At 68.8% G+C, this 22,327-nt stretch carries 23 protein-coding genes and 1 riboswitch; of the genes, 9 read left to right on the top strand and 14 right to left on the bottom strand.

Annotation, left to right across the window (positions count from 1 at the left end):
• Positions 1-78: 78 nt before the first annotated feature.
• Complete coding sequence (locus I4Q42_RS04730) at positions 79-1,119, top strand: substrate-binding domain-containing protein (RefSeq protein ID WP_198574910.1); 1,041 nt, start codon at positions 79-81, stop codon at positions 1,117-1,119.
• Between the two features lie 320 nt (positions 1,120-1,439).
• Positions 1,440-3,623: a DEAD/DEAH box helicase gene (locus tag I4Q42_RS04725; protein ID WP_198574909.1), complete on the top strand. Its 2,184-nt coding sequence runs from the start codon at positions 1,440-1,442 to the stop codon at positions 3,621-3,623.
• 147 nt (positions 3,624-3,770) lie between these two features.
• On the opposite strand, the gene I4Q42_RS04720 is transcribed toward I4Q42_RS04725, so the two are convergent.
• Positions 3,771-4,949, bottom strand: a complete 1,179-nt coding sequence (locus tag I4Q42_RS04720) for a BaiN/RdsA family NAD(P)/FAD-dependent oxidoreductase (protein WP_198574908.1) — start codon at positions 4,947-4,949, stop codon at positions 3,771-3,773.
• A 101-nt stretch (positions 4,950-5,050) separates the two neighbouring features.
• Here I4Q42_RS04720 and I4Q42_RS04715 point away from each other — a divergent pair, with 101 nt between their 5' ends.
• The 3 genes from I4Q42_RS04715 (at position 5,051) to I4Q42_RS04705 (ending at position 6,982) form a co-directional block, all read left to right on the top strand.
• Positions 5,051-5,299 (top strand): hypothetical protein, encoded by a 249-nt coding sequence (locus I4Q42_RS04715; RefSeq protein ID WP_198574907.1) that lies wholly within the window; start codon positions 5,051-5,053, stop codon positions 5,297-5,299.
• Between the two features lie 61 nt (positions 5,300-5,360).
• Positions 5,361-5,576 (top strand): type II toxin-antitoxin system RelE/ParE family toxin, encoded by a 216-nt coding sequence (locus I4Q42_RS26550; RefSeq protein ID WP_198575172.1) that lies wholly within the window; start codon positions 5,361-5,363, stop codon positions 5,574-5,576.
• An 83-nt stretch (positions 5,577-5,659) separates the two neighbouring features.
• On the top strand, positions 5,660-6,982 hold the full coding sequence (locus I4Q42_RS04705) for an Hsp70 family protein (RefSeq protein WP_198574906.1): 1,323 nt from the start codon (positions 5,660-5,662) through the stop codon (positions 6,980-6,982).
• Positions 6,983-7,819: 837 nt separating this feature from the next.
• Here the strand turns inward: I4Q42_RS04705 and I4Q42_RS04700 are convergent.
• From I4Q42_RS04700 to I4Q42_RS04650, 11 genes are all read right to left on the bottom strand, one after another.
• Complete coding sequence (locus I4Q42_RS04700; protein WP_198574905.1) at positions 7,820-9,271, bottom strand: TolC family protein; 1,452 nt, start codon at positions 9,269-9,271, stop codon at positions 7,820-7,822.
• The gene (locus I4Q42_RS04695; protein WP_198574904.1) at positions 9,268-10,149 is read right to left on the bottom strand and encodes an efflux RND transporter periplasmic adaptor subunit; all 882 of its coding nucleotides are present in this window, start codon (positions 10,147-10,149) and stop codon (positions 9,268-9,270) included. The genes I4Q42_RS04700 and I4Q42_RS04695 overlap by 4 nt, the downstream gene beginning before the upstream one ends.
• Positions 10,150-10,154: 5 nt before the next feature.
• Entirely contained in the window at positions 10,155-10,367 is a 213-nt protein-coding gene (locus I4Q42_RS04690; RefSeq protein WP_198574903.1) for a DUF1656 domain-containing protein, read from the bottom strand.
• Positions 10,364-12,373 carry an FUSC family protein gene (locus tag I4Q42_RS04685; RefSeq protein WP_198574902.1) on the bottom strand — a complete coding sequence of 670 codons (2,010 nt, stop codon included), beginning with the start codon at positions 12,371-12,373 and terminating at the stop codon, positions 10,364-10,366. Before I4Q42_RS04685 ends, I4Q42_RS04690 begins: the two co-directional genes overlap by 4 nt.
• A gap of 8 nt (positions 12,374-12,381) precedes the next feature.
• Positions 12,382-12,735 (bottom strand): MarR family winged helix-turn-helix transcriptional regulator, encoded by a 354-nt coding sequence (locus I4Q42_RS04680; RefSeq protein ID WP_408611056.1) that lies wholly within the window; start codon positions 12,733-12,735, stop codon positions 12,382-12,384.
• Positions 12,736-12,990: 255 nt separating this feature from the next.
• Positions 12,991-15,675: a pyruvate, phosphate dikinase gene (ppdK, locus tag I4Q42_RS04675; RefSeq protein WP_198574900.1), complete on the bottom strand. Its 2,685-nt coding sequence runs from the start codon at positions 15,673-15,675 to the stop codon at positions 12,991-12,993.
• 396 nt (positions 15,676-16,071) lie between these two features.
• Positions 16,072-16,254 carry a DUF3606 domain-containing protein gene (locus I4Q42_RS04670; protein ID WP_198574899.1) on the bottom strand — a complete coding sequence of 61 codons (183 nt, stop codon included), beginning with the start codon at positions 16,252-16,254 and terminating at the stop codon, positions 16,072-16,074.
• Complete coding sequence (locus tag I4Q42_RS04665; protein ID WP_198574898.1) at positions 16,254-16,424, bottom strand: hypothetical protein; 171 nt, start codon at positions 16,422-16,424, stop codon at positions 16,254-16,256. The genes I4Q42_RS04670 and I4Q42_RS04665 overlap by 1 nt, the downstream gene beginning before the upstream one ends.
• A 171-nt stretch (positions 16,425-16,595) precedes the next feature.
• Positions 16,596-17,756 (bottom strand): glutathionylspermidine synthase family protein, encoded by a 1,161-nt coding sequence (locus tag I4Q42_RS04660; protein WP_198574897.1) that lies wholly within the window; start codon positions 17,754-17,756, stop codon positions 16,596-16,598.
• 9 nt (positions 17,757-17,765) lie between these two features.
• The gene (locus tag I4Q42_RS04655; RefSeq protein WP_198574896.1) at positions 17,766-18,500 is read right to left on the bottom strand and encodes a PspA/IM30 family protein; all 735 of its coding nucleotides are present in this window, start codon (positions 18,498-18,500) and stop codon (positions 17,766-17,768) included.
• A gap of 29 nt (positions 18,501-18,529) precedes the next feature.
• Positions 18,530-18,967: a YjfI family protein gene (locus I4Q42_RS04650; protein ID WP_198574895.1), complete on the bottom strand. Its 438-nt coding sequence runs from the start codon at positions 18,965-18,967 to the stop codon at positions 18,530-18,532.
• A 145-nt stretch (positions 18,968-19,112) separates the two neighbouring features.
• Between I4Q42_RS04650 and I4Q42_RS04645 the strand changes: the two genes are divergently transcribed.
• From I4Q42_RS04645 to I4Q42_RS04630, 4 genes are read left to right on the top strand one after another with little or no spacing between them, the layout of a single operon-like run.
• On the top strand, positions 19,113-19,751 hold the full coding sequence (locus I4Q42_RS04645; RefSeq protein ID WP_198574894.1) for a DUF2491 family protein: 639 nt from the start codon (positions 19,113-19,115) through the stop codon (positions 19,749-19,751).
• 28 nt (positions 19,752-19,779) lie between these two features.
• Positions 19,780-20,193 (top strand): DUF350 domain-containing protein, encoded by a 414-nt coding sequence (locus I4Q42_RS04640; protein WP_198574893.1) that lies wholly within the window; start codon positions 19,780-19,782, stop codon positions 20,191-20,193.
• Between the two features lie 8 nt (positions 20,194-20,201).
• Positions 20,202-20,846 carry a DUF1190 domain-containing protein gene (locus I4Q42_RS04635; protein WP_198574892.1) on the top strand — a complete coding sequence of 215 codons (645 nt, stop codon included), beginning with the start codon at positions 20,202-20,204 and terminating at the stop codon, positions 20,844-20,846.
• Between the two features lie 59 nt (positions 20,847-20,905).
• Positions 20,906-21,046: a hypothetical protein gene (locus I4Q42_RS04630; RefSeq protein WP_198574891.1), complete on the top strand. Its 141-nt coding sequence runs from the start codon at positions 20,906-20,908 to the stop codon at positions 21,044-21,046.
• Here the strand turns inward: I4Q42_RS04630 and I4Q42_RS04625 are convergent.
• Both I4Q42_RS04625 and cobU read right to left on the bottom strand, forming a co-directional pair.
• Complete coding sequence (locus tag I4Q42_RS04625; RefSeq protein ID WP_198574890.1) at positions 21,031-21,399, bottom strand: response regulator; 369 nt, start codon at positions 21,397-21,399, stop codon at positions 21,031-21,033. The two genes, I4Q42_RS04630 and I4Q42_RS04625, sit on opposite strands and share 16 nt — an antisense overlap.
• Before the next feature lie 136 nt (positions 21,400-21,535).
• A complete protein-coding gene (gene cobU / locus I4Q42_RS04620) occupies positions 21,536-22,051 on the bottom strand; it encodes a bifunctional adenosylcobinamide kinase/adenosylcobinamide-phosphate guanylyltransferase (protein WP_198574889.1) in 516 nt (171 codons plus the stop codon).
• A gap of 37 nt (positions 22,052-22,088) precedes the next feature.
• Positions 22,089-22,289: riboswitch (cobalamin riboswitch) on the top strand.
• Positions 22,290-22,327: the final 38 nt, after the last annotated feature.

The following is a 22,327-nucleotide window of genomic DNA, read 5'->3' as shown; positions in this document are numbered from 1 at the left end:
GAGGTCGGACGGCCCTCCCCCGAGGTCGGCCGACGCGTCCAAGATTCCCATGGCCCCAAGACCATCAGGATGTCGTCCATGAAAGCCTTCCTCGGAGCCGCCGCCGCGCTCGGCCTGCTGGCCCTCGCTCCCAGCGCCCACGCCGCCCGTGACTATGTCTGGGCCGCCGGCTCCTCGACCGTCTTCCCGTTCAGCACCCGCGTCGCCGAGAACTTCGCCAAGAAGACCGGCAAGAAGTCGCCCAAGATCGAAAGCCTCGGCACCGGCGGCGGCATCAAGATGTTCTGCGGCGGCATGGGCGAAGGCTTCCCCGACGTGGCCAACGCCTCGCGTCCGATGAAGAAGTCCGAGTACGAGGCCTGCAAGGCCAAGGGCGTCAAGGACATCGTCGAGATCAAGATCGGCTTCGACGGCATCGTCATCGCCATGGACAAGAAGTCGCCCGACTACAACTTCAAGCTCGAACACCTGTATCTCGGCCTAGCCCAGAACGCCCTGCGCGGCGGCCAGTTCGTGGCCAACCCGTACAAGACCTGGAAGGACGTGGGCGCCGGCCTGCCGGCCAACCGCATCCTGGTCTACGGCCCGCCGCCCACCTCGGGCACCCGCGACGCCTGGGTCGAGCTGGCCATCGAAGGCGGCGCCAAGAAGCTGCCGACCGCCAAGGCCCTGCACGACAGCGACGAGAAGGCCTTCAAGGCCAAGATCGACCCGCTGCGCAAGGACGGCGCCTGGATCGACGCCGGCGAAAACGACAACGCCATCGTCGGCACCCTGACCAAGACCCCGGGCGCCCTGGGCGTGTTCGGCTTCTCGTTCCTCGAAGAGAACGGCAACGTCATCAAGGCCGCCTCAGTCAACGGCGTGAAGCCGACCCCGCAGACGATCGCCAACGGCACCTACCCGGTGTCGCGTTCGCTCTACATCTACGTCAAGAAGGGCCAGGTCGGCGTGACGCCGGGCCTGAAGGAATTCCTGGCCGAGTTCGTCTCCGACGCCGCCACCGGCCGCGGCGGCTACCTGCAGGGCCGCGGCCTGATCCCGCTGCCCCCGGTCCAGCACCAAGCTGCCAAGGGCGCGGCCGGCAAGCTGACCCTGATGGCGCCGCCGAAGAGCTGATCGCTCTCCAGGTCATCTGAAAGACGCCCCGTCCGGTCCTCCGGGCGGGGCGTTTTCGTTTAACCAAATGCTGCGGCCAAAGCGCCGCAGTAGGGGCTAATTATCCGCCGGCTCTTGCCTTTCGAGGCAGATTGGCGTCTTAACGCCCCTTTCCAAACTTCCTCGGTCGCCCGAGCGCCTCGTTTTGGCGACCGGAGGGGTTTATTCTCATGACAAGTGACCAATCAGACGGGTCCGGGACATCGGGGTCGTAATTTGGTCGTGGCGCAGGCCGCGGGCGTTTTTGTGTGCCGCCGCCTGCAGGATCGAACTGGACCAACATGCCCTTCCCCGCCTCTCACCCCGCTCTTGAGCGGGCTCTCGCCGCTCAGGGTTACGCCGAGCCCACCCCCGTCCAGGCCGCCGTGCTGGAAGCCGACGCCGAAGGCCGCGACCTTCTGGTCAGCGCCCAGACCGGCTCGGGCAAGACCGTGGCCTTCGGCCTGGCCGCCGCCCCGACCCTGCTGGGCGACGCCGAACGCCTGCCCAAGGCCGGCCTGCCGATGGCCCTGGTCATCGCCCCGACCCGCGAACTGGCCATGCAGGTCAATCGCGAGCTGGAGTGGCTCTATGCCCAGGCCGGCGCCACGGTCGTCAACTGCGTCGGCGGCATGGACGCCCGTCGCGAGCAACGCGCCCTGAACTTCGGCGCCCACATCGTCGTCGGCACCCCGGGCCGCCTGCGCGACCACATCGAGCGCGGCCACCTGGACCTGTCGGAGCTGAAGGTCGCCGTCCTCGACGAGGCCGACGAGATGCTCGACATGGGCTTCCGCGAAGACCTTGAGTTCATCCTCGACGCCGCCCCGGCCGAGCGCCGCACCCTGCTGTTCTCGGCCACCCTGGCGCGCGACATCATCGCCCTGGCCAAGAACTACCAGAACGACGCCCTGCGCATCGACACCATCGACCGCAACGAGCCGCACCGCGACATCGAATACCGCGCCGTGCGCGTGGCCCCGAACGAGACCGAGCACGCGGTCGTCAACCTGCTGCGCTACTTCGAAAGCCCCGGCGCCCTGGTGTTCGCCAACACCCGCGAAAGCGTCCGCTCGCTGCACAGCAAGCTTCGCGAACGCGGCTTCGACGTCGTCGGCCTCTCGGGCGAGCTGAGCCAGCGCGAACGCGCCGACGCCCTGCAAGCCCTGCGCGACGGCCACGCCCGCGTCTGCGTCGCCACCGACGTCGCCGCCCGCGGCCTCGACCTGCCCGATCTGGGCCTCGTCATCCACGCCGAACTGCCGGTCAACAAGGCCACCCTGCTGCACCGTTCGGGCCGCACGGGCCGGGCCGGCAAGAAGGGCGTCTCGGCGCTCGTCGTGCCCTACACCCGTCGCCGCAAGGCCGAACAGCTGCTGTTCGCGGCCGGCGTCGAAGGCGTCTGGGGCGGCGCCCCGAGCGCCGACGAGATCCGCGCCAAGGACACCGAGCGCCTGCTGGATGACCCGATCTTCGCCGAAGCCTCGAACGAGGAAGACCTAGCCCTGGCGGAAGCCATGCTGGCCAAGCGCACCCCGACCGAGATCGCCGCGGCCCTGATCCGCACCCGCCGCGCCAAGCTGCCGGCGCCGGAAGAGATGTACGACGACCCGCGCCACGGCGCCGATCCGGGTCCGCGCTCGCGCGAGCCCCGCGGCGACCGCGACTTCGCGCCCCGTGAGTTCGGCGACCGTCCCGAGCGAGAACCGCGCGTCAGCATGGACGGCTCGGAGTGGTTCCGCATCAGCGTCGGCCGTCGCGGCAACGCCGACCCGAAGTGGCTGATCCCGCTGATCTGCCGCCAGGGCCACATCACCAAGAAGGACATCGGCTCGATCCGGATCTTCGACTACGACACCAAGTTCGAGATCTCGGCCGAAGCCGTTGTGAAGTTCGGCGCCGCGGTGCAGTCGACCGTGCGCGAGGACGTCAGCATCACCCCGACCACGGCCCCGGCTCCGCGCAGCGACGGCCCGCGCTCGCCGCGTCCGCCGCGTGACTTCGACGGCGACGCCCCGCGTCCGCCGCGCGCCCCGCGCAGCTACGACGACGCGCCGCGCGGCCCCCGCGCCAACGCTCCGGGCTCGCGCGACCACACGCCGCGTCCGGGCGGCTACGACCGCGACGGCGCCAGCAGCGCCAAGCCCTACGCTCGCAACGAAGAGCCGAAGGGCGACTACAAGCCGCGCCCGCCGCGGGACGACAAGCCGCGCGACTTCAAGCCGCGCGATCGCGATGCGGCGCCGCGTCCGTATTCGCCGATCGAAAGCGACGGCGCGCCGAAGCGGGCCTACAAGCCCCGCGCCGACAACGCCGACGGCCCGCGCGAGTACAAGCCCCGCGCCCCTAAGGCGTTCGGCGACGCTCCGGCAAAGCCCTACAAGGCCAAGCCGGCCTTCGGCGACAAGCCCGCGTTCAAGGGTCCCAAGCCCTTCAAGGGCAAGAGCGACTTCGCCGGCAAGCCCAAGCCGTTCAAGAAGAAGTAGTCACCTAGGCCCCTCCCCCTTCTGTGGGGAGGTGGCCCGGAGTGCCGGAGGGGGGCCGTTTTCAGCTTTCGCTGAAGCGGCCGCTTTCATAACAACTCCCCTCTCCGTCGCCTTTGGCGACACCTCTCCCAAAGGGAGAGGGTTTTCCTAAGCCGCCCGCCCCGCGCACCAGCCGGACGCCCAGGCCCACTGGAAGTTATACCCGCCCAGCCAGCCGGTGACGTCGACGACCTCGCCGATGAAGTAGAGGCCCGGCACGGCCTTGGCCGCCATGGTGCGGGAATCCAGGCCGTCGGTGTCGACCCCGCCCAGCGTCACTTCGGCGGTGCGATAGCCTTCAGAGCCGACCGGCTTGACCGTCCAGGCGTTGACGACGGCGGCCACGCGGGCCAGCATCTTGTCCGAGCAGTCGGCGATATTGCCGGCCACGCCCTCGTCGTCGACGATCATCTGGGCCAGGCGCTTGGGCACGATCTCGCCCAGCACCGTGTGCAGCGCCCGACGGCCGTTGGCCGAGCGCTCGGCCTTCAGGGTCGCGAAGACATCGGTTCCCGGCGCCATGTCGACGACGATCTCGCCGCCCTCGCGCCAATACGAAGAAATCTGCAGGATCGACGGTCCCGACAAGCCCCGGTGGGTAAACAGCATCCCCTCGCGGAACTTGGTCTTGCCACTGGCGACCACGGCGTCGACCGAGACGCCCGACAGCGGCGAAAGCCGTTCGAGCGTGCGGGCCTCGAAAGTCAGGGGCACCAGGGCCGGCCGGGTCTCGACGATGGCCAGGCCGAACTGGCGGGCGATCTCGTAGCCCAGGCCGGTCGCGCCCATCTTCGGGATCGACTTGCCGCCGGTGGCGACCACCAGCGAGGCGCAGGCGACAGGTCCACTGGACAGCCGGACGGCGAAGCCTTCGCCTTCCTTGGCCACGCCCTCGACGCTGGTCTCCAACCGAAGTTTGACGCCACCCTGGTCCATCAGGTCGAGCAGCATTCCGATGATGTCCTTCGACGAGTTGTCGCAGAACAACTGGCCGAGGGTCTTTTCGTGAAAATCGATGCCGTACTTGCGCACCAGATTGATGAAATCGGCGGGGCGATAGCGGCGCAGGGCCGAGACGCAGAACTTCGGATTGGCCGACAGGAACTGGGCTGGCGTCGCGCCCATGTTGGTGAAGTTGCAGCGACCGCCGCCGCTGATGCGGATCTTCTCGCCCGCCGCCTTGGCATGGTCGACGATCAGCACCTTGCGCCCGCGCTTGCCGGCCTCGATGGCGCACATCATGCCGGCCGCGCCGGCTCCCAGCACCACGACGTCGAACTGTTCCAAGACCGGGCCCTTCCAAGTGAGCGCGCCAAGGACGGGCGCGCGGGGGAAAAGTCAATGCGAACCACGTTGACGCCCTGCCGCCCCGGGGCGATCCTCGAACCATGGCCGACGGCGCTGACATCCATCTCGATCCCGAACGCACCGAGCGGCTGCGCGTCGCGGCCGAGGCCGCCGGCGTAACGCCGGAGGCCTTCGCCCTCAACGCCATCGACCAGGCGATCGACGATGATTGGGCCAGTTCTCTTGCCGCGTTGGAAGAGTACGAGCGGACTGGCGTCTCCTACGACGCCGAAGAGGTCCTGACCAAATTCCAAGCCAACATCGAAATGCGGCTGGCGCAGCGCAAATGAGGCGCTCGATCCGGCTGACCGCTCAGGCTCACCGCGATCTTTCCAGGCTCGAGACTTCCTCATCGACAAGAACCCATCCGCCGCGCGACGTGCAGGGCAGATTATCGCCGCCTCCATACGCTCGTTGGCGGAATACGCCGAACGCGGTCAGATTGGACCACGGAAAGATTTGCGCCGGCTCCAGGTTCCGTTCGGCGACTCCGGCTACGTCGTTGAATACCAAATCACCCCGACAGAAGTCTTGATCACGCGCATCAAGCACGCTCGAGAGCGCTGAACCGCGCTTGCGAGCGTCAATCCGCTTGACCCCCGCGCTCACCGCTGTAGGACGCACGGCCCCTCCCCGCCCGAGCTCCTCCCATGACGTCCGCCGTCCAGCCGACGATCGGCATCGATTTTGGCACCACCAACACCGTCGTCGCCATCGCCGACGGCAGCGGCCCCGCGCGCCTGGTGCGCTTTCCGGTCGGCGAGAAGGACATCTTCGCCTTTCGCTCGGCCCTGAGCTTCCATTCGATGGCCGGCCCGGACGGCCGCCCGACCGAGCGCGTCATCGAGGCCGGCCCCTGGGCCATCGAGGCCTATGTCGAGGATCCGCTGGAAACCCGCTTCGTCCAGTCGTTCAAGACCTTCGCGGCGAGCGCGGCCTTCACCGAGACCAAGATCCTCGACAAGCGCTACCTGTTCGAGGACCTGCTGGCGGCCTTCCTGTTCAAGCTGCGCGACCATGCCGGCGGCCAGATGAGCGACCTGCCGCCGCGGGTGATCGTCGGCCGGCCGGTGACCTTCGCCGGCGGCAATCCCGACGAGGCCCTGGCCCTGCGCCGCTACGAGGCGGCGTTCGAGCGGCTGGGCTTCTCCGACATCCGCTACGCCCACGAGCCGGTCGGCGCGGCCTTCTTCTTCGCCCGTCAGCTGAACGAGGACGCCACGGTGCTGGTGGCCGACTTCGGCGGCGGCACCAGCGACTTCTCGATCGTGCGGTTCGAGCGCCATGACGGCCAGCTGCGCTCGGTGCCGCTGGCCCGCTCGGGCGTCGGCGTGGCCGGCGACGCCTTCGACTACCGGATCATCGACAACGTCGTCTCGCCGGAGCTGGGCAAGGGCAGCCTCTATCGGGCCATGTCCAGCCGCCTGCCGATCCCGCAACGCTACTACACCGCTTTCGCCCGCTGGGATCAGCTGGCCATGCTGCGCGCCTCCAAGGACATGCGCGACATCCGCGCCCTGGAACGCACGGCGGTCGAGCCGGAAAAGATCAGCCGGCTGATCGAGGTGCTCGACGACAACCACGGCTATGCCCTCTACCGCTCGGTCTCGGGCCTGAAGGAGGCGCTGTCGGGCCAGGAGAGCGCGCGGTTCTCGTTCAAGGCCGGCTCGGTGGAGATCGAGCGCGACGTGGCCCGCAGCGAGTTCGAGGCCTGGATTGCGCCGGAGCTGAAGGCGATCGAGACGGCCGTCGATCAGGCGCTGGAGCGCTCGGGTCTTTCGGCCGATGGCGTGGACCGCGTGTTCCTGACCGGCGGCTCGTCCTTCGTGCCGGCCGTCCGCGAGATCTTCCTGCGCCGGTTCGGGGCCGAGCGGATCGAGCGCGGCGGCGAGTTCGAGTCGATCGCCTCGGGCCTGGCGCTGATCGGGCATGAGGCGGACCTGGATCTGTGGAGCGAGCGGGTTTCGGGCTGACCCCCTCCGGCCCTCCGGGCCACCTCCCCCAGAGGGGGAGGATCTAGAAGCGCCGAGCCAGGAAGATGCTCCCCCTCTGGGGGAGCTGTCGCGGAGCGACTGAGGGGGTCGACGCAGGCATGCGACTTCGCACTCCCGTGGAAATCCACGAAAGGTGATGGGAAGGCGCGGAGCGGCCGGGCGGAGCCCGGAGACCGTGATGGGTTTTTAGCGTTTCGGCTTCGTCAGACCGCTCCGCCGCATCGTTGGCTCGAAGGACCGGGGGCGTAGGCGCTATTTCAGCCATTGGCCCGGCTAGCCCTCGGACGGGCAGGATCGACAGCCCCGCGGTAATCCGGCGCGGCCTCGGCTGATCCTGTTGAACCGGTTTGAACGTTCCCGGCCTGTCTACCCGCTTGTCTCGTCACGGAACGGCTGACGGCCCAATCACGCCTTCTGAGCGATCCTGCAAACCCGCCCTTCCCGCAACGCCCCAAGCGGCCCCGCTCGATGCGATCCACAGCCGCAACTTGGGCCGGTACCAAGAGCCCTCCCCATGGCTGGGATGACTGTGAGTATGCGGCTGGTTTTGGCGCGTCTGATAAGTTCGGGTGAGAAAGTTATAGGGCGCTGTTTTGGTTGAACTCTTTTTCGAGTTCGCCGGGGATGGACGCTCGCCAATCCCCGTCCGACCTCTTGTTTCCTTCTCCCAGAGGGAGAAGGTGGCGCGAAGCGCCGGATGAGGGGTTAGGGACTGAAGACGGCGTGCCGGCACGACGGTTGGCGGCGTACACCCTCACCCTCCCACGCTTCGCGCGGGCCCCTCCCTCTCCCTCTGGGAGAGGGCCAGGAACGCGTCTACCTCTGCGCCTGCACCGTCTTGACCGCCGGCGCATTTTCCCAGCCGCCGCCGAGCGCCAGGAACAGGGTCACCTGATCCGCCGCCACGGCCGCATCGGACGCCGCCAGGGAGGCCTCGGCCCTCGCCAGGGTGCGCTGAGCGTCGAGACCCTGGAGATAGGGCGCGCGGCCGGCCTTGTAGAGAGTCGCGGCCTGGTGTTCGGCCTTGGCGGCTTCGTCTCGAGCCGCGCGCAGGGCGGCGTTGCGGTCGAGTTCGTGGGCGTAGGCGGTGAGGCTAGTCTCGGTTTCGCGCAGGGCGTTCAGGACCACGCCGTCGAACTTGGCCAGCGCCCCGTCGGCGCCGGCCTCGGCCCCACGGATGCGGGCGCGCTCGCCCTCGCCCGGCAGGGTCCAGGAGACCAGACCCGACAGGCTCCAGCGATTGGCGGCGGGCTGGCCGATGTCGGCGAGCAGGCCCGTGGAGCCGGCGCCGAGACCGAAGCTGATGTTCGGATAGAGCGCGCCGCGAGCGACGCCGATGCGGGCCGTGGCGCCGGCCAGGGTACGTTCGGCCTGGCGCACGTCCGGGCGGCGCTTGAGCAGCGCCGCGCCGTCGCCGACCGGCAGCGGCTGGGACAGCTTGGGCGGCGACGCGCAGGCCTCGACGACCTTGGGGAACTCGGCCGGCGGCTTGCCGGTCAGGACAGCCAGCTTGTAGAGCGCGGCCCTGCGATGGGCCTCGAAGGTCGGAATCGACGCGCGTTGCAGTTCGACCTGGGCGCGGGCGCGGGTGGCGTCCAGCGCCGTGCCGCGACCGGCGGCGATCAGGCGGCCGGTGACGTCCAGGCTCTTTTGCTGCAGGTCCAAGCTCTGCTCGGCGACGTGCAGTTCGTGGCCGGACGAGCAGACCTCGACATAAGCGCGGGCGACGTCGGCGGCGACGCTGACGCGGGCCAGATCCAGGGCCGCCTGGCTGGCGTCGGCGTCGGCATGGGCGGCCTCGGCCGCGCGCTTGAGCCGGCCGACGAGATCGACCTGATAGGAGACCTTCACGCCGGCGTCGGCCAGGTTCTCGACCGGCAGCGGCTCGGTCATCAGATATTGCTCGCCGGACTCGCGGGCGTGCATGGCCGCCGCCGAGGCGCCGGCCGAGAAGCCCCCGGCGTCGTCGGCCTCGCCGGCCACGGCGCGGGCGCGCGCCAGGTTGGCGGCGGCGACCCGCAGGTCGGTGTTGGCGGTCAGGGCCTCCTGCACCAGACCGTTCAGGGTCTCGTCGTCATAGAGCTTCCACCAGCCGTCGGGGACCGGGTCCTGGCTGACGGCGGCGCTGGTCGCGCCCATGAACGGCGCCTGGGCGGCCGGTTCGTTGATCTTGGCGACGTCGGGCCGCTGGTAGGTGGGGCCGACGGTCGTGCAGGCGGCCAGGGCCAGCAGCGAGGCGGCCGCGCCGAGGGTGCGTAGCGCGCTCACTTCGCAGCCCCCAGGACCGCGACGGTGGCGGTGCGGCCGGCGATCAGGCGCAGGTCCTTGGGGGTCTCGTCCAGGGCGACGCGGACAGGCACCCGCTGGGCCAGGCGCACCCAGCTGAAGGTCGGGTTGACGTTGGGCAGCAGGCTGGACCCGGCGGCGCGATCGCGATCCTCGATGCCGGCGGCGATCGACTGGATGTGGCCGTGCAGCGGGCGGTCCTCGCCCATCACCCGGACGTCGACCTTCTGGCCGACGTGCAGGCCCTTGAGCTTGGTCTCCTCGAAGTATCCCTCGACCCGGAACGAGCGGCTGTCGATCAGGGCCAGCACCGGCTTGCCGGCGGTGACGTAGTCGCCGGTGCGCAGGGTCAGGTCCGACAGGAAGCCGTCTGCGGGGGCAGTGACCAGGGTGCGCGACAGGTTCAGAGCGGCGAGATCGCGGGCGGCGTCGGCCTGGGCCAGGGCGGCTTGCCCCTGCTCGACCTTGGCCAGGCTCTGCTCGGTGACCTCGCCGGCGACCAGATCGCCCAGCAGGCGGTTGCGGGCCAGTTCGCGGCGGGCCTGGGCCAGCTGGGCCTTCTGGGCGGCGACGGCGGCGTCGGCCTGGCGCAGGGCCAGCGCGTAGCGGTCGCGGTCGACATAGAACAGCGGCTGGCCGGCCTTGACGGTCTGGTCGTTGATCACGCGGACGTCGGTGACCAGGCCCGAGACGTCGGGGGCGACCTGGACGATGTCGGCGCGGACGCGGCCGTCACGGGTCCAGGGATCGACCTGATAGTGGTCCCAGAGGCGCTTGCCGCCGACGGCGGCGACGGCGACGACGGCCAGGGTGACCGCGACGCGGCCGGCGTAAGGAAGGATGGTCTTGAGCTGGGGCATGGTTCTTACGGACGGAAAGAGGACCAGGGCGTCGCGACGGCGGCGGCCCAGAGGATGACGAACAGGGCGGTGTCGAACAGCGCCGGGTGCCAGACCAGGCGGTAGGCGCCGGTCCAGGACAGCACGCGGCGCAGCACGAAGGTAGCGGCCAGGGCGGCGAGCGCCGAGACCAGGACGGACGACAGGAAGACGCCGTCGATATCGTATTCGCCGATCATGCGGCGGGCTCCGGATTGAAGGCGGGGGCGTCGGGGAACAGGTTGCGGCGCAGCCCGACAAGGCCGGTGACGCCGCCGGCGACGAAGGTGGTCTCGCCCATGCGGGTCAGGGCGCGATCGAGCTTGGCCAGCAGGTCAGCGTGCGGCGGCTGGCGGCGGCCGGCGGACAGGGCGGCGTAGTGGTCGCCGATGCCGTCGAGCACGGCGTCGAGGCTGGCGCGGGCCGGGCCCGAGACCTCGCCCCGCGCGCCCTGGACGGCGACCAGGTTCATGCCCACCCGCAGGTCGCGCAGGACGTCGACGCCGACGAGGTCGTGGCGCTCGCCGACAGCGGCCAGCTTGGGGGTCAGCAGGCCCAGGCGATCGACCAGGGTCGCGGCGAAGGCGGCTGGTTCGGGGGCGTTGCGGGCGCGGGCCAGGCCGGCGAGACCCTTCCAGGTGCGCGACAGCAGGCGGCGGGCGCCGGCGTCGATGCTCATCGAGCGCATGGCGGCGGTGACGAAGATCGCCGCGCCCAGGCCGACGAACTGGCCCAGGTTGATGTTCAGGAAGCTGGCGAAGTCGGCGCTGAAGGTCTCCTGCAAGGCCATGGCGTTGCAGAAGCCCATCAGCACGGCCAAGGCCGCCCCCATGGTCTTGGGGTTGGGAATGAACAGGCCGATGAACAGCAGCGGCGGGGCCAGCGTCAGCACCAGCAGCGGGAAGCCGTCGATGGCGGGCAGCACGGCGAACATGTAGAGCGCCGACAGCGGCAGCGAGACCAGGGTGAAGATCCCGAAGCTGCGGATGGCCGGCACCGGATCGTCCATGGCCGCGAAGAAGCAGCAGAACACCGCCGCCATGACCGGGGCCGTGGCGCCGTCGCTCCAGCCGGAGACGATCCAGATGGCGCAGGACAGCAGGACGGCGATGGCCGCCGCTGCTCCTGAAAGCAGGGCGAGCGGGAAGTCGCTGTGCATGCGGCGGCGGGCGGCGGTGAGCGTGGCGGCGGCCAGGGCCGGCGACAGCGGCGCGCTGGGGTTCTCGAAGCGGACCATCAGGGCGTGGCCCTCGGCCAGGGCCTGGACGGTCTCGGCCAGGCGCACCAGCAGACTCTCAACCAGCAGGGCGTTCCAATCGCCGCCGCGGCGGGCAGCGGCCTCGGCGTTCAGGTGGTCGATCAGCTCCAGGCCCGGGCCGCGCGTGGCGCCGGCCTCGATCCAGGCGATGACGGCGTCGAGCGCCTGGCGGGCGGCCGGATCTCGGACGTCCTTCAGGGCCAGCATGCGGTCCGACAGGCCCGACAGCAGTGGGATCAGGATCAGCAGGCGCGCGTGCAGGGCGCGAACGACGCCGGAGGTCTCGCGCAAGCGCGAGGTGTCGAACGGCAGATGGACGGCCAGCATCTGGATCTCGCTGGCGGCGGCGGCCAGGTGGCGGCGGTCGCGGGCGAAGGCCTGGGCGTCGGCGCCCTTGAGCACGTCCAGCGCCCAGCGGTCGGCCTCGCCCAGCCAGGCGGTCAGGCGGGCGCGCAGGACCGTGCCGACCGGACGCGGGAAAACGAGGCTGTGGATCAAGGTGGCGCAGACGATGCCTAAGCCGATCTCGACCACGCGCCAGACGGCCAGGTCGAAGATGGCCGAGGGCTGGCTGACGGCCGGAAAGCCGATGATGGCGGCGGTGTAGCCGGCCAGCATGAGAACGTAGCTGCGCGGCGTGCGGTCGAGCAGGGAGACGGCGAGACAGCCGCCGACCCACAGGGCCAGGGCCAGGCACAGCAGGACCGGGGCGTTGACCAGGGTCGGCACCAGGGCGACGGCGGCCGCGCCGCCTAGCAGGGTGCCGAGCACGCGATAGAGCGCCTTGGAGCGCACCGCGCCGGCCAGGGGCTGGCTGACGATATAGGCCGTGGTCATGGCCCAATACGGACGCGGCAGGCCGACGGCGAAGCCGATCCAGAGGGCGAGCATGGCGGCCGCGAAGCTGTTCAGCGAGAACAGCAGCGTCCACCGATCGAGCTTGGGCATGGCGGGGTCTACGCCCCCTGCCCGTTGGCGGCTTCCAGCGCCGCCTCGAAGGCGGCGAAGGTGCGCAGGGTGGCGGCGAGATCCTCGTCGCTGACGCCGGCCAGCAGGTTTGAGCGCAGATCCTGCACGGCGTCCTCGACGACGACGCCCAGGGCCTTGCCCTCCTCGGTCAGGTGCAGGGTCTTGGCGCGGCCGTCGGTAGGGTCGTCGCGGCGCTCGACCAGGCCGGCGGCGCAGAGTTGGTCGAGAATGCGGACCAGGGACGGCCCTTCGACGCCCAGTTCCTCGGCCAGCATGCCCTGGCGCAGGCCGCCGCCGGCGCGGGCGATGTGCAGCACCGGCAGGGCTCGGGCGTCCGACAGGCCGTGGGCGGCCAGGGCGCGATTGACCTCGCGGCGGTAGATGCGCGCCAGGCGCAGGATGGCGCCGGTGAAGGTGCGCTCGTCGGGGATGCGGACGTCGGTCATGGAACGATGCTCGAAGAACGATAGGTAGCTTGCTATCTATTTAGATAGCTTCCTATCGATGTTCGTGCAAGCGGGCGGACGACGAAAAACGGCCCCGCTGCGGGAGCGGGGCCGTTTCAAGTTGTCGCAGCTTAGGGGGAGACCCCTTCCCTACTTCCCGGCCAAGGCCGCCTGCGCGGCGGCCAGGCGGGCGATCGGCACGCGGTAGGGCGAGCAGGAGACATAGTCGAGGCCGACCTTCTCGCAGAACGCGATCGAGGCCGGGTCGCCGCCGTGCTCGCCGCAGATGCCGAGCTTGACGTCGGGACGAACCGCCCTGCCCCGCTCGGCGGCGATGCGGATCAGGTCGCCCACGCCTTCCTGGTCGAGGCTGACGAAGGGGTCCTTTTCGAAGATGCCCTTGTCGATATAGGCGCCCAGGAACTTGCCGGCGTCGTCGCGGCTGATGCCGAACGTCGTCTGGGTCAGGTCGTTGGTGCCGAAGCTGAAGAACTCGGCGTGGGCGGCCAGGTCGCCGGCCCGCAGGGCGGCGCGCGGCAGCTCGATCATGGTGCCGACGGTGTAGGTGATCTCCACGCCCTGCTCGGCCAGCACCGCCTTGGCGGTACGGTCGGTCAGCTCGCGCAGGTACTTCATCTCCTCGCCCTTGGCGACGAGCGGGTGCATGATTTCCGGCACCGGCGCGGCCTTGCCCGACTTGGCGATCTCGCAGGCGGCCTCGACGATGGCCCGGACCTGCATCTCGTAGATCTCGGGATAGGAGACGCCCAGGCGGCAGCCGCGGTGGCCGAGCATGGGGTTGGTCTCGTGCAGCTCCTTGGCGCGGCGCAGCAGCTTGGCGGCGTCCAGACCGGTGGCTTCGGCCACGGCCTGCACGTCTTCTTCCGTATGCGGAAGGAACTCGTGCAGCGGCGGGTCGAGCAGGCGGATGGTGACCGGCAGGCCTTCCATGATCGTGAACAGCTCGACGAAGTCGGCCTTCTGGAAGGGCGCGATCTTGGCGAGGGCGGCGCGGCGGCCGGCCTCGTCGTCGGCCAGAATCATCTCGCGCACCGCGGCGATGCGGGTGTCGTCGAAGAACATGTGCTCGGTGCGGCACAGGCCGATGCCTTCGGCGCCGAACTGGCGGGCGGTCTTGGCGTCGAGCGGGGTCTCGGCGTTGGCGCGCACCTTCAGGCGCCGGACCTGATCGGCCCAGCCCATCAGGGTGGCGAAGTCGCCGGTCAGCTCGGGCTCGACCATCTTGGGCGAGCCGGCGAGGATCTCGCCGGTGGAGCCGTCGATGGTGATGACTTCGCCGGCCTTGAACTCGCGGCCCTTGGCCCGGAACAGGCCTTCCTTGGGGAAGATCGACACGTCGCCGGCGCCGGAGACGCAGGGACGGCCCATGCCGCGCGCCACGACGGCGGCGTGGCTGGTCATGCCGCCGCGGGCGGTGATGATGCCGCGGGCGGCGTGCATGCCGTGGATGTCTTCCGGCGAGGTCTCTTCGCGGACCAGGATGACGCTTTCGCCGGCGGCGGCGGCCTTCTCGGCCTCGTCGCTATCGAAGACGATCTTGCCGGTGGCCGCGCCGGGCGAGGCCGGCAGACCGACGGTGACGACGTCGCGGTGGGCGGTCGGATCGATGGTCGGGTGCAGAAGTTGGTCCAGCGAGGCCGGCTCGACGCGGCTGATGCCCTCTTCCTTGCTGATGACGCCCTCGGCGGCCATGTCGACGGCGATCTTCAGCGCGGCCTTGGCGGTGCGCTTTCCGTTGCGGGTCTGCAGCATGTAGAGCACGCCCTGCTCCACCGTGAACTCGATGTCCTGCATGTCGCGGTAGTGGCGTTCCAGCGTCTCGACCACGGTCTTGAACTGCTGGAAGACCTCCGGCATCGCCTCTTCCATCGACGGCGTGGTGTCGCCCATCTCCTCGCGGGCGGCCTTGGTCAGCGACTGCGGCGTGCGGATGCCGGCGACGACGTCCTCGCCTTGGGCGTTGATCAGGAACTCGCCGTACAGGCGGTTGTCGCCGTTCGACGGGTTGCGGGTGAAGGCCACGCCGGTGGCCGAGGTGTCGCCCATGTTGCCGAACACCATCGACTGGATGTTCACGGCCGTGCCCCAGCTTTCGGGGATGTCGTGCATGCGGCGATAGAACTTGGCGCGGTCGTTCATCCAGCTGGCGAACACGGCGCCGACGGCGCCCCACAGCTGCTCCTGGGCGTCCTGCGGGAACGGCTTGCCCAGCTCGTTCTGGACGGCGGCCTTGTAGTCCTTGATCACCGCGGCCCAGTCGTCGGCGGTGAGGCCGGTGTCGACGTGGACGTCGAGGCGGTCCTTATGATCGTCGAGGATCTCCTCGAACATGTGGTGCTCCAGGTCGAGCACGACGTTCGAGTACATCTGGATGAAGCGGCGGTAGCTGTCGTAGGCGAAGCGGCGGTCGCCCGACAGCTTGGCCAGGCCTTCGACGGTCTCGTCGTTGAGGCCCAGGTTCAGCACGGTGTCCATCATGCCCGGCATCGAGGCCCGGGCGCCCGAGCGCACCGACACCAGCAGCGGGTTGGCCACGTCGCCGAAGCGCTTGCCGGTGATGGCTTCCACCTTGGCGAGGCCGGCGGCGACCTGACCCGCCAGGTCGGCCGGGTACTGCTTGCCGTTGGTGTAATAGTGGACGCAGGCCTCGGTCGTGACCGTGAAGCCGGGCGGCACCGGCAGACCCAGGGACGACATCTCGGCGAGATTGGCGCCCTTGCCTCCGAGGAGGTTCTTCATCGAGGCGTCGCCATCAGCGCCGCCCCCTCCGAACGAATAGACCCAAAGGGACTTCGTCAGCGTCTCAACCGGCATTTTGAGTTCACCCTGCGATAAAGTGAAAAAGGCCGCGCCCTCTGTCGGGGTCGTCTCGCCTTGGAACAGCACCACGATTTTGAATCTCGCAGTGCAATATCCGTGGCCTCCCTAGCACTTTGGCCAAGAACGCGTCCACCTGTGCGTTGCGTTCCGGCAGGTTTGCCAAGAATTCAGCAAATCATTGCTATGACAACGTTGTCTTGATCGGGTTCTGACAGATGCGCGCGACTGCTAGGCACAAATCCGCACTGGGGAACGCGAAATCGCTGGGGTCCCGCGACTGAAATATGATCGCTGTGCGGTCGATTTCTACCGCCGCCGGCGCACAGTCGGGCGCCGGCTAAACTGTTGCGCGCAGGGCGAGCAAAAGCCCTAGCCCCAAAGCGGGTCCGCTCAGCGCTTCTTGCCGAGCTCGGCGGCGATGTCCTTGGTCATCTTGCCGACCTTGCGGTGGGCGGCGGTGATCTGGTCGCGGGTGACGCCCCAGCGCTTCATCCAATATTCGACGGCCTGGCGCTCGGAGAGGTCCAGACGCTCCTTGTCGATGAATCCGCGCTTGTCCTTGAGACCGGCCATCAGCTGTTCCAGGGCTTGGAGGAGCCGGCCGCGATGCGGTTGGCCTGCTCCCGTTGAAAACGACCGCCCCGCGGCGGTTTGGGACGCGCGGCCAGCGCCGCCTGCTTGAGGCGCAGCGCCCGCTGGATCGGGGTTTCGCCCGGCGGGCCGTCGTCGTTGGAGTCGCTCATGGGGGTGAAGTTAGCATGAGCTGGGACCGTTTTCCTAAACCGTAAAACCCCCGCGAAAGCGGGGGCCCAGGTGTTTTATCGTCGAGCGCGGCGGGTTGCAGAAAAAGCCTGGGCCCCCGCTTTCGCGGGGATTTTACGGAGAAAGGGTCAGCGCACGATCAGGAAGAGAAATCACCCTTCGATGATATGCGGCACGAACCGCGCCAGGTTCTTGGTCACCTGGCTGTCGTCCTCGCGGATGCCCATGCCGACCGGCTCGGCCCCGACGATCCAGGCGCCGACGACCGGATGCTTGTCGTCGAAGCTGGGCGGCGGGTGGAAGGCCTGGACGATCGCGCCCTCGGCCCCGTAGCCCTGGTCGAGCACGGGCTCGGCGTTGGCGCCGACGATCTCGACATTGGCCCCTTCACGCGAGAACAGCGGCTTGCGCACGTAGTTCGCGCCGAGGTTCGAGGCGGCAGGGTCGCCTTCGAAATAGGCTTCCAGCAGGTTGGGGTGGCCCTTGTGGCGCTCCCACAGCAGCGGCAGGATCGCCTTGTTGGACAGGATCGCCTTCCACGGCGGCTCCAGCCAGCGAACCTTGGCCGTGGCCAGGTTGGCGGCATAGGGCTCGCGCAGCATGTCTTCCCAGGGATAGAGCTTGAAAGCCGCCTGCAGCAGATAGCCCTCGGTGTCGACGAACTGGCCTTCCTCGTTCAGGCCGATGGCGTCCATGGCCACGAACTTGGGATCCAGGCCCGCCTGGGTGGCGAGGTCTTCGAGGAAGCGCACGGTCTGGCGGTCCTCGACGGCGTCGGCGTCGCTGGCGAAGTGCACGAAGCCGCCCTTGGGGAACAGCACGCCGAAGCGCTCGCGCATGGCCTCGAACAGGCTGTTGAACTGGTCGGTCCCGGCCGGCAGCGCGCCTTGCGCCAGCAGGTCTTCGAGCCACAGCCACTGGAAAGTGGCGGCTTCGAACAGGCTGGTGGGGGTGTCGGCGTTGTATTCGTAGAGCTTGGGCGGGGCCGAACCGTCGTAGCCGAAGTCGAACCGTCCGTAGAGGGACGGCTCCTTGGCGCGCCAGGAGGCGGCGACGAAATCCCAGTGCTCGCGCGGGATCGCCAGCTTTTCCAGCACCTCTTCGCTGGCGACGGCCTCGTCGACCAGATCCAGGCACAGGTCATGAAGCTCGGCGGCGGCCGGCTCCAGGTGCTCCTCGATCTCTTTCAGGGTGAAGGCGTACGCCGTCCCCTCGTCCCAATAGGCCTGTCCGCCGGTGTGGTGGTAGACGAAGCCGACGGCTTCGGCCTTGTCGCGCCAGTCGGGGCGCGGGGTCAGGGTAAGACGGCGCACGCGGGTCCCTTATTCCGACTTCGAACCGTCGGCGGATTTCTGCTCGATCTGCAGCGGCGGGGCGGCCGGGGCCAGGCGCGCCAGGATGTCGTCGGCCGAGGACTGGCCCGGCAGGATGCCGGCCACGCGCAGCTTCTCGTCGAGATCGGCGCCGGTGCGACGGTCTTCCAGTTCGCCGGCGGCCTTGATCTTCTCGCCGCGGACCATCTGGCGTTCCTTGATGCGCGCCAGGCTGTCGGCGGCCGAGCCGAGCGACGCGCCGGCGCCCGCGCCGCGGGCGGTGACGGCGGCCTGGGCCTTCTGGACCGACTCATTGACCTTCACGACGTCGACCTCGCGCTTGAGCGTGTCGATGCGGCGGTCGGTGGCGGCGATGGCGGTGTGCAGCTGATCCTCGGCCTCGCGCATGCCGGCGATCTGCGGCTCCTTCAGCGAAATTTCGCTTTCGATGTCGGCGATGCGCTGGGCCACCTGGCGGGCGAGATCCATGTCACCCTTGGTGACGGCGGCGCGGGCGGAGTTTTCGTACTTGGCGACCTGCTCGCGCAGGCTCTTGACGTCGTTCTCCTGGATGCGCCGGCGGGCGACCAGGGTGGCCAGGTTGTCGCGCGCCTTGGCCTGGGCCGAGTCGGCGTCGCGAATCTCCTGGTCGAGGATGCGGATGGCGTTGGCGTCGACGACGGCGGACGAGGCTTCGTGCGCGCCGGCGCGACCCAGGGTGAACAGCTTGCGCCAGATGGACATCGGAGGGCTCCGGGAAACTTCGGTTAGGGTCAGGCGGCGGTGGAGAAAGAGGCGCGCAGGTCCGAGGCGGCCTCGATGGCGTTCTCGGCGAGGGTGCGCAGCTCGATGACGATATCCTCGATCGAGGTGGTCGTCGAAAGCTCGCCGAACAGCTCGTAATAGTCGCGGCCGCCGACGGCGCTGATGCCGAAGTTCGACAGCGGCACCAGCTTCTGGGCCTTCAGCAGGAATTCGTTGAAGGCGTTGCGATCTTCCTGCTCGTCGACGGGCCACAGCAGGGCCGAGGCGGCGACCTGCTGGTCGCTGACGCTGACGTAGATCTCGAGATCGCCCTGCCAGTGCATGGTGACCAGCAGGATCGGATCGGAGCCTTCCAGCACCCGCACGCTCAGTTCGTCGGCGCCCACGCCGGGCGCTTCGTCCAGGGCCGCCTTCAGGGAGCGGACAGTCCAGGGCGTCTGACTCATCGGGGTCTTGGTCCTCTTTGATCGGTCGGCTTGACCGTTTCATACAAGATGGGAGCCCGAACGCCAGTCGTCGAGAGCGAGCATCGCCCCTTTTACAGCGCAGGCTGGCGCCGTACATGAAGGAGCGCTCTCTCAGGGACCCGCCATGTTCAGTCGCTTATTCGGCCGCAAGGAGTCCGCTCCCGACTCGGCCCTGCCCGCCATCCGCAACGTCACGCTGGGGCGGACCGTCTGGCTGGATCCGCTGGCGTGGAAGCGCTTCGGCGCCGACACCAAGTTTCCGCTCGACCGCGACACGCTGGAGATCACCGCCCAGGGCCTGGTGGATCTCAAGGACGGCGGTTTCGTGCACCGGTTCTACACCGACGACCACGTGATGTTTCAGGCCGTCTCGGACGATCGCGAGGGCCAGCGCCTGACCGACGTGACGATCTTCATGCCCTGGGACAGCGCCTATCCGGGCAGCCGCGCCGATCGCGACGCCTGGGGCAAGCGCCTGCGCGCCCGCACCTTCACCGCCGAGGGCCTGCCGGAATACCAACGCTCCTGGTTCGGCGACGAGGCCGAGAGCCAGGAGCCCGTGACCTTCTGGGAAGACCTGCACGACGACCGCGACGGCATCACCGACCGGCGGATCTTCCAGACCTGCATGCTGTTCGCCCGCGACCTGCCGGGCGAGGGCCGCGAACTGCTGCTGGCCATCGAGATGGAGACGGAAGACCGCGAGGTCTCGTTCGAAACCATGATCGGCATGCCGCTCGAAGTCGGCGAATTCAAAGCCTGAACCAAGGCCCTAAAGGGGGAAATCCGAGATGTTCGACGTCCAAGCCTTCTGCGAAAGCGCCCTGGCCTTCCTGGTGGCCTTCGTCGCCGCCGGCGTGTTCACCGTGGTGTTCAAGATCGTCTACCAGGCGGTGACGCCCTACAACGAGGCCAAGCTGATCCGCGAGGGCAATGTCGCCGCGGCCGTCGCCCTGGGCGGCGCCGTGGTCGGCTACGTGCTGCCGCTGGCTTCCGCCCTGAGCCATACCGTCAGCCTGGTGGAATTCGCCGCCTGGGCCCTGCTGGCCGGCGTCATCCAGATCGCCGCCTTCACCCTGGTGCGGTTCACCGTGCTCAAGGACCTGATCGACCGGATCGAGAAGGCCGAGCTGGCCGCCGGCGTCTATCTGGCCTCGATCTCGCTGGCCGTCGGCCTGCTGAACGCCGCCTGCATGACTTCGTGAGGCTGACGATGAACGCGATCTCCCCTTCCCTCTCGCGCCGCCGCAAACGCTCGAGCGCGGTGGCGTTGACCAGCCTGATGGCCGGCTCGGCCTTCACGCTGTCGGCCTGCGACGATCCCGGCTCGGCCACGCAATGGGGCGACCCGCCGGCGGCCGTCTCGGGCCAGAAGGTCGACGCCTCCAGCTTCGCCAATCTCGACGAGTGCAAGGCCTCGGGCGACTTCACGGCCGACCAGTGCAAGACGGCCTATGACGAGGCCCAGAAGGCCAGCGCCGAGAACGCCCCGAAGTTCTCCGACCAGCAGAGCTGCGAGGAGCGCTACGGCGTCGACCGGTGCGTGCCGCGCAGCCAGGCCAATGGCGGCGGCAGCTTCTTCACCCCGCTGCTGACCGGCTTCATCATCGGCCAGGCGCTGGAGGGCATGAGCAACCGCGGCTATCGCGGCGCGCCGATGTACCGCGATCGCGACGGCACCTATTACAGCGGCTCAGGCTATCCGGTGTCGCGCGACTACCTGTCGGGCCGCAGCCGGGTGCGCAGCGACAGCTTCGACGCGCCCTCGCGCTACGAGGCCCCTACCCGCGTGCAGAGCCGCAGCAGCGTCATTTCGCGCGGCGGTTTCGGCGGCGGCTCGCGCGGCTTTGGCGGCTAGAAGGAACTAAGGGGGCGCCGTCTCGCGTTGATCTGTCGAAGATCACGCGAGGCGAGCGCATGACCGACAAGACCATCACCGGCGTTCCCCATCCGCGATGGTGGCAACGCCATCCCACCCTGGCCTTCTGCGCCGTGTGGGCCGGTGGTCTGGGACTGCTCGCGGCGGTTCTGGTGGTCGCGTTTCAGGCGGCGACCTGAGCGCCTACGGAGTCGATCGACCGTTCCATAGCCCGCACCGCCGACAGCAGGCGGGCCGGGGTTACCGGCTTTTCGAGCCAGAGGTCGGGTTCGACCTGCAGCATGCGCGGATCGCTGGCCGAGACCATCATCACCCGCGCGCCCCGCCCTTCGACGGCGCGCATCAGCTCCGCCCCGGTCATGCGCGGCATGGAGTTGTCGGTGATCAGCAGGTCGGGGGCGAAGTCGTCGAAGGCTTCGAGGGCTTCCTGGCCGTCGCGACGCCAAAGGACCTCGAAACCCGCCTCTTCCAGCAGGATCTCGTAGACGCCGCCCAGCAGCATGTCGTCTTCGGCGATGAGGATCCGTCGCATGGCCAGCCCTAGCCCCGTCGAAACATTTAAACGCGAAATGTGTGAACAGGTCTTAACCACGCTGGCGCCCCCGGTGTCAGCGTGCGCAATCGTCGCATCGCCGAAAGTTGAGCAAGTTCAGCGGTAGCGGCGAGAATCACTTCATCCGCAGGCTTAGTCCGGCCACGACCAGTTCGACGGCGTCGGCGGCGGCCGCGAGCGCCTGATGCAGGCGGCCGGCCTCGTCGCGGAACCTGCGGGCCAAGGGATTGTCGGGCACCACGCCCCAGCCGACCTCGTTGGACACCAGCCACAGATCGCCGTCGAAGGCGGAGACCGCCTCGACCAGCGCTCCCGCCGCGGTGGAGAGATCTTTTTCCGCCAGCATCAGGTTGGTCAACCAAAGGGTCAGGCAATCGACGACCACCACGGCGCCCGGCGGCAGGCCGCGCAAGGCGCCAACCAGGTCGAAGGGCGCCTCCAGGGTGGTCCAGGCGTCGCCGCGATCGGCCTGGTGGCGGGCGATGCGCTCCTCCATCTCGGCGTCGAAGGCCTGGGCGGTGACGATCATCACCGGACGCGAGCCCGTCGCCGCGGCGCGAGCCTCGGCCGCCCGTTGCGCGTGAGCGCTCTTGCCCGACCGCGCGCCGCCCAGAACGAGTGTGACAGACAAGGGGAACTCCACATTGACGGTGTGCGGCGCACCCTATAGTCCAGCCGGCGCGACAGGTTCCTCCCAAAGAGGATGAAAAGGGAACTCGGGTGTGAAACCCGGGCTGCCCCCGCAACTGTAAGCGGCGAGTTCGCGCGTCACATGCCACTGGATCTGTTCTTCGGAAAAGAGCTGGGAAGGCGACGCGCAGCAACGATGACCCGCGAGCCAGGAGACCTGCCTGTCGCGGTCGTCCTTCGTCCGGCCGGGGTGCGCCGTACGATCGGGTCTTCCCGC

The organism is Caulobacter hibisci (genome assembly GCF_016135805.1).
Taxonomy (GTDB): Bacteria; Pseudomonadota; Alphaproteobacteria; order Caulobacterales; family Caulobacteraceae; genus Caulobacter; species Caulobacter hibisci.
This window is presented reverse-complemented; position numbering and strand designations above follow the sequence as displayed.

What these genes read in the sequence shown, in the direction of transcription:
- I4Q42_RS04730 (WP_198574910.1), top strand. Translation starts at nt 79, where the DNA reads ATGAAAGCCTTCCTCGGAGCCGCCGCCGCGCTCGGCCTGCTGGCCCTC.
- I4Q42_RS04725 (WP_198574909.1), top strand. Translation starts at nt 1,440, where the DNA reads ATGCCCTTCCCCGCCTCTCACCCCGCTCTTGAGCGGGCTCTCGCCGCT.
- I4Q42_RS04715 (WP_198574907.1), top strand. Translation starts at nt 5,051, where the DNA reads ATGGCCGACGGCGCTGACATCCATCTCGATCCCGAACGCACCGAGCGG.
- I4Q42_RS04705 (WP_198574906.1), top strand. Translation starts at nt 5,660, where the DNA reads ATGACGTCCGCCGTCCAGCCGACGATCGGCATCGATTTTGGCACCACC.
- I4Q42_RS04695 (WP_198574904.1), bottom strand. Translation starts at nt 10,149, where the DNA reads ATGCCCCAGCTCAAGACCATCCTTCCTTACGCCGGCCGCGTCGCGGTC.
- I4Q42_RS04690 (WP_198574903.1), bottom strand. Translation starts at nt 10,367, where the DNA reads ATGATCGGCGAATACGATATCGACGGCGTCTTCCTGTCGTCCGTCCTG.
- I4Q42_RS04685 (WP_198574902.1), bottom strand. Translation starts at nt 12,373, where the DNA reads ATGCCCAAGCTCGATCGGTGGACGCTGCTGTTCTCGCTGAACAGCTTC.
- ppdK (WP_198574900.1), bottom strand. Translation starts at nt 15,675, where the DNA reads ATGCCGGTTGAGACGCTGACGAAGTCCCTTTGGGTCTATTCGTTCGGA.
- I4Q42_RS04670 (WP_198574899.1), bottom strand. Translation starts at nt 16,254, where the DNA reads ATGGCCGGTCTCAAGGACAAGCGCGGATTCATCGACAAGGAGCGTCTG.
- I4Q42_RS04665 (WP_198574898.1), bottom strand. Translation starts at nt 16,424, where the DNA reads ATGAGCGACTCCAACGACGACGGCCCGCCGGGCGAAACCCCGATCCAG.
- I4Q42_RS04655 (WP_198574896.1), bottom strand. Translation starts at nt 18,500, where the DNA reads ATGTCCATCTGGCGCAAGCTGTTCACCCTGGGTCGCGCCGGCGCGCAC.
- I4Q42_RS04650 (WP_198574895.1), bottom strand. Translation starts at nt 18,967, where the DNA reads ATGAGTCAGACGCCCTGGACTGTCCGCTCCCTGAAGGCGGCCCTGGAC.
- I4Q42_RS04645 (WP_198574894.1), top strand. Translation starts at nt 19,113, where the DNA reads ATGTTCAGTCGCTTATTCGGCCGCAAGGAGTCCGCTCCCGACTCGGCC.
- I4Q42_RS04640 (WP_198574893.1), top strand. Translation starts at nt 19,780, where the DNA reads ATGTTCGACGTCCAAGCCTTCTGCGAAAGCGCCCTGGCCTTCCTGGTG.
- I4Q42_RS04635 (WP_198574892.1), top strand. Translation starts at nt 20,202, where the DNA reads ATGAACGCGATCTCCCCTTCCCTCTCGCGCCGCCGCAAACGCTCGAGC.
- I4Q42_RS04630 (WP_198574891.1), top strand. Translation starts at nt 20,906, where the DNA reads ATGACCGACAAGACCATCACCGGCGTTCCCCATCCGCGATGGTGGCAA.
- I4Q42_RS04625 (WP_198574890.1), bottom strand. Translation starts at nt 21,399, where the DNA reads ATGCGACGGATCCTCATCGCCGAAGACGACATGCTGCTGGGCGGCGTC.